Annotated in this window: 6 protein-coding genes and 1 pseudogene; 4 read left to right on the forward strand and 3 right to left on the reverse strand. The window is 74.6% G+C overall.

The window, feature by feature from the left end; translation table 11 throughout:
- Positions 1 to 182: pseudogene (locus HW445_RS19725) on the forward strand (tetratricopeptide repeat protein); the annotation flags it as partial.
- 133 nt (positions 183 to 315) lie between these two features.
- Entirely contained in the window at positions 316 to 690 is a 375-nt protein-coding gene (locus HW445_RS19730) for a VOC family protein (RefSeq protein ID WP_180222317.1), read from the forward strand.
- Positions 691 to 732: 42 nt separating this feature from the next.
- Here HW445_RS19730 and HW445_RS19735 read toward each other — a convergent pair whose 3' ends face one another.
- Positions 733 to 954, reverse strand: a complete 222-nt coding sequence (locus tag HW445_RS19735; protein WP_180222318.1) for a hypothetical protein — start codon at positions 952 to 954, stop codon at positions 733 to 735.
- A gap of 133 nt (positions 955 to 1,087) precedes the next feature.
- On the opposite strand from HW445_RS19735, the gene HW445_RS19740 reads away from it, so the two are divergent.
- Both HW445_RS19740 and HW445_RS19745 read left to right on the forward strand, forming a co-directional pair.
- On the forward strand, positions 1,088 to 1,834 hold the full coding sequence (locus HW445_RS19740) for a TetR family transcriptional regulator C-terminal domain-containing protein (RefSeq protein WP_308799520.1): 747 nt from the start codon (positions 1,088 to 1,090) through the stop codon (positions 1,832 to 1,834).
- A 252-nt stretch (positions 1,835 to 2,086) separates the two neighbouring features.
- Entirely contained in the window at positions 2,087 to 3,757 is a 1,671-nt protein-coding gene (locus tag HW445_RS19745) for a TlrC/CarA/OleB/SrmB family ABC-F type ribosomal protection protein (RefSeq protein ID WP_180222320.1), read from the forward strand.
- On the opposite strand, the gene HW445_RS19750 is transcribed toward HW445_RS19745, so the two are convergent.
- Positions 3,732 to 4,106, reverse strand: coding sequence for a VOC family protein (locus HW445_RS19750; RefSeq protein ID WP_180222321.1), 375 nt, complete (start codon positions 4,104 to 4,106; stop codon positions 3,732 to 3,734). The two genes, HW445_RS19745 and HW445_RS19750, sit on opposite strands and share 26 nt — an antisense overlap.
- A gap of 12 nt (positions 4,107 to 4,118) precedes the next feature.
- Positions 4,119 to 4,421 (reverse strand): amidase family protein (locus HW445_RS19755; protein ID WP_257231173.1); only part of this gene is annotated, 303 nt, incomplete at its 5' end.

Consider the following 4,421-nt stretch of genomic DNA (forward strand, 5'->3'; position numbering starts at 1 on the left):
AGTACCCGGACGACGGCGGCCTGCGGGCCTTCCTCGCCATGGCTCTCCACAACACCGGGGAGCACCACGAGGCGATGGCCCTGCTGCTCCGGCTCCTCGCCGCCACCAGTGACGACCCCGGCGTGCGTGCCTACCGGCGGGCGCTCGAGTTCTACGCGGGGGACCTCGACGCGACGGTGTGAGCCCTCCGGGCTGCCCGGGCCGGTCCGTCCGACCGGGCCGGTCCGTCCGCCCTGCCCGGCCCGCTCCGGTCCGGGCCCCCCGCGCCGGAGCCGCCGCCCTTCGTCCCGGCGCCGGTCCTGCTTGGATGTGCACATGACCGACGCCCGGAACGCCCCCGCCCGTTTCAAGGACCTCTGCCTGGACGCCGTGGACCATCAGGCGCTCGCCGACTGGTGGTGCGCGGCGCTCGGCTACGTGCGGCACGGGTCGCCGGACGGTGCGGAGCCCGACCCGCGGTGGCCGGTCCCGATCGTCGACCCGGCCGGGGCGGGCCCGCTGATCTGGGTGAACCGTGTCCCGGAGCCGAAGACGGTGAAGAACCGCATGCACCTCGACGTCTCCGGCGACCCCGTGCGCCTGATCGCCCTCGGCGCGACGCTGCTGCGCCGCCCGGACGAGGACGTCCACTGGCACGTCCTCGCCGACCCGGAGGGCAACGAGTTCTGCGTCTTCACCCCCGACGAGTGAGGAGCCCGGTCTCCCGGGCCTCCTCCCGCGGGCGGCCGGGGCTCAGCGGCGGCGTCCGAGAGCCTTGGCGCGTCCGTGGGACCAGCCGGCCAGGAGCGCTCCGGCCACCGTGGCCACGGCGTGGACGGTGAGCGCGGCGGCGAAGCCACCGGGGAGGTCGCTCAGCAGGCCGAGGTCCTGGTGATCCAGCAGCAGCCGGACCAGCCCCTGGCCGGCGACGGCGAGCAGGATCATGCCGGCGACTTGCAGCAGGTCGTACTTCACGGACCGCTTCTCCTACGGGTCGGGGTGGCCTCTTGTTGCGTCGCGTGCGTTACGGACGTATCCATGGGACCGCGTCCCTCTCCCCGCCGAACAGCCCTTTCGTCACACATTCCGATCTCCGGAGGATGCCCGCGTGCGTGACGTAATCCAGCGTTCCTGCCGGGTGTGCGGCGCACCGGTGGCGGCGACCGGGCGCGGGCGGCCCCCGCTGTACTGCTCGCGGAGTTGTCAGGCGCGGGCCTACCGGCGCCGCAGGCTCGCGGCGGCGGAAGCGGTCGCGGCTCCGGGCGCGGGGGAGACCGGCGACCGGTCCGCCAAGCGGCGGCGCGTCGCCGAGGCGGTGTGGCGCATCGCGGCGGAGCACGGGTTGGAGGCGGCGACCATGCGCAGGATCGCCGGCACGGCGGGGATGTCGCTGCGGATGGTGCAGTACCAGTACGCCTCCAAGCAGGACCTGCTGCTCGACGCGCTGCGCAGGCTGCACGCGGAGAACGAACGGCAGGCCAGGCGGCGGATTCCGGCGGACACCACGGATCCCCGGTCCCTGCTGAGCGCCGTGCTGCACGAGTTCCTTCCCGTGGACGGCCAACGCGTCCTGTCGCTCAGGGTGTTGAACGCCTACTACGCGCGCAGCCTCACCGATGCCGCTCTCGCGGCGGTCTTCCTGCCGGACCAGCACCCGTTGGAGGAGCTGGTCGCCTCCCTCCTGGAGGCGGCTCGGTCCGCCGGCCACCTGGCGCCCGGCGTGGACCCGGCCCACGAGGCCGATCTGCTGGTGGCCGGCGCCACCGGCCTCGGCATGGACGTGCTGCACGGCCGCCGCCGCCTCGCCGACGCCCGTGCGGTGCTGGAGTACCACCTGGCCCGTCTCCTGGACTGACGGGCGGCCAAACCCACCCGCCCCGGCCCACCGGGCCCACCCGCCCCACCGGGCCCACCGGGCCCACCGGGCCCACCGGCCGAAAAACCGGTGGCACGCCCTGCCGGACGCGGGTACCTTCTCGCCCATGGGATCTCTGTGACAGCCCCCGTACCGCCCCGGCGTTGAGCTCGGCTCCGCCGTGGACCGGTGCTGCCCGCCTCCACCTTCCGTACTTCCCGTCTCGGCATGCCGAGAGGCGAGGGGCTGCTCATGCGCGCGTCACTCACATCCCAGCTTTCCCTGCACGGTGTCACCAAGCGGTACGACGACCGCACCGTGCTCGAACAGGTCTCGCTCTCCCTCGCCCCCGGCGAGAAGGCGGGAGTCGTCGGCGACAACGGGGCCGGCAAGTCCACCCTGCTGCGTCTTCTGGCGGGCGCGGAGCGCCCGGACTCCGGGGAGGTCACGGTCGTCGCCCCGGGCGGCGTCGGGTACCTCCCGCAGCACCTCGCGCTGCCGCCCGGGGCGACCGTCCAGGACGCGGTCGACCTGGCGCTCGGCGAACTCCGGTCCATGGAAGCCCTGTTGCGGCAGATGGAGGGCGCACTGGCCGATCTGCCGCCCGGCCCCGCCCTGGACACCGCGCTGGCCTCCTACGCCGCGCTCAGGGCCCGGTACGAGGCGCGCGAGGGTTACGGCGCCGACGTGCGGGTGGACGTGGCGCTGAGCGACCTCGGGCTGCCCGGACTGGACCGGTCGCGTCCGCTGGACACCCTGTCCGGCGGGGAGCGGTCGCGGCTGGCGCTGGCCGCCACGCTGGCGTCGCAGCCGGAGCTCCTGCTGCTCGACGAGCCGACCAACGACCTGGACGACCGGGCCGTGGCCCGCCTGGAGGAGCGGCTGCGCCGCCATCCCGGCACGGTGGTGGCGGTCACCCACGACCGGGTCTTCCTGGAGCGGCTGACCTCGACCGTGCTGGAGGTGGAGGAGGGCCGGGTCACCCGCCACGGCCACGGGTACGCCGGCTACCTGACCGCCAAGGCGGCCGAGCGCCGTCGGCGACAGTTGCGTCACGACGAGTGGCGGGAGGAACTGGCCCGTTCGCGGCGGCTGGCCGAGACGGGCGCGGCCCGGCTGGAGGCGATCCCGAGGCGGATGGAGAAGGCCATCTTCGGCGCGGCCGCCTTCCGCGCCCGGGGCCGCTCCCACGGGGCGATGGGCCGGATCCGCAACGCCAAGGAACGGATGGAGCGGCTCACCGCCTCGCCGGTGGCTCCGCCCCCGGACCCGTTGTCCTTCCGCGCGGCCCTCGTCACGGCGGCCGGAGCGGAGGCAGGTTCCCGGCCTGCCGCCGAACTGTCCGAGGTGGCGGTGGGCTCGCGCCTGCGCGTCCCGGAGCTGCGGCTCGACACGGGCGGGCGGATGCTGGTCACCGGGCCCAACGGCGCGGGCAAGAGCACCCTGCTGCGGGTGCTCGCCGGTGAGCTGACGCCGGACTCGGGCACCGTGCTGACGCCCGGGAGGGTCGGACACCTGCGGCAGGAGGAGACTCCGTGGCCCCGCTCCGCCACCGTCCTGGAGGCCTTCGCGGACGGACGGCCGGGCGACCGGGACGAGCACGCCGACCGGCTGTTGTCGCTCGGTCTCTTCGAGCCCTCCTCGCTGCGGCTGCGCGTGGGGGAACTGTCCTACGGGCAGCGGCGGCGGATCGAGCTGGCCCGGCTGGTCGTGGAGCCGTTCGACCTGCTGCTGCTGGACGAGCCCACCAACCACCTCTCCCCCGCCCTGGTGGAGGAGTTGGAGACCGCTCTGGCGGACTACGCCGGAGCGGTCGTCCTGGTGACCCACGACCGGCGCATGCGGGAGCGGTTCACCGGCACGCGGCTGGAGCTGGACGGGGGTGAGGTGTGCTCGCTCAGGCGCCCCACGACGTGTCGATGACGCAGAACCGGTTGCCGTCCGGGTCCTCCAGCACCACGAAGTCGGCGTCCTCGGGGTAGAGGTCCCAGTCGGCCCGCCGGGCGCCGAGGACCAGCAGCCGCTCGATCTGGGCGGCCTGGTCCGCGGCGTCGTCGGCGTAGAGGTCGAGGTGGACCCGGGGGTGCCGCTGGACCGGCGTCCCGCTGAGCATCAGCGCGAGCTGGGGCCCGGCGGTGCCCTCGGCGGGCACCAGCACCGCCCAGCGGTCCTCGGGTTCCTCCCGTGGCACGTAGCCCAGCGCCTCCGTCCAGAAGGCCAGGGCCCGTTCCATGTCGTCGACGCCCAGCACGAGCGATCCGATCTTCAGCATGGGCCCCATTCTTCACACCGTCACGCCCGCCGTCTCCCGGACGGGCCGGGCCGCCGCGGCGACGGACAGCAGGTCCACCTCCCGGCCGTAACGGGCGACCAGGTGGAGGCCCACGGGATCGCCGGCCGCCGTCAGTCCCGCCGGGACGCTGAGGGCGGGATGGCCGGTGATGTTGAAAGCCCAGGTCAGGGCGACGCTCATCACCTCGCCGGGGCCCTGGTGCCCGTGCGGCGGGTTCGGGGTGGTGGGCGTGGCCAGCAGGTCGTGCCCGGCGAAGAGGGCGTCCACGGCGCGGGTCAGCGCGCGGCGGGTCAG

The sequence above is a fragment of the Streptomyces sp. UH6 genome (assembly GCF_013421635.1).
GTDB classification, from domain to species: domain Bacteria; phylum Actinomycetota; class Actinomycetes; order Streptomycetales; family Streptomycetaceae; genus Streptomyces; species Streptomyces abyssomicinicus.

Coding starts and splice junctions, on each gene's coding strand:
- HW445_RS19730 (WP_180222317.1), top strand. CDS start 316: ATGACCGACGCCCGGAACGCCCCCGCCCGTTTCAAGGACCTCTGCCTG.
- HW445_RS19745 (WP_180222320.1), top strand. CDS start 2,087: ATGCGCGCGTCACTCACATCCCAGCTTTCCCTGCACGGTGTCACCAAG.
- HW445_RS19750 (WP_180222321.1), bottom strand. CDS start 4,106: ATGCTGAAGATCGGATCGCTCGTGCTGGGCGTCGACGACATGGAACGG.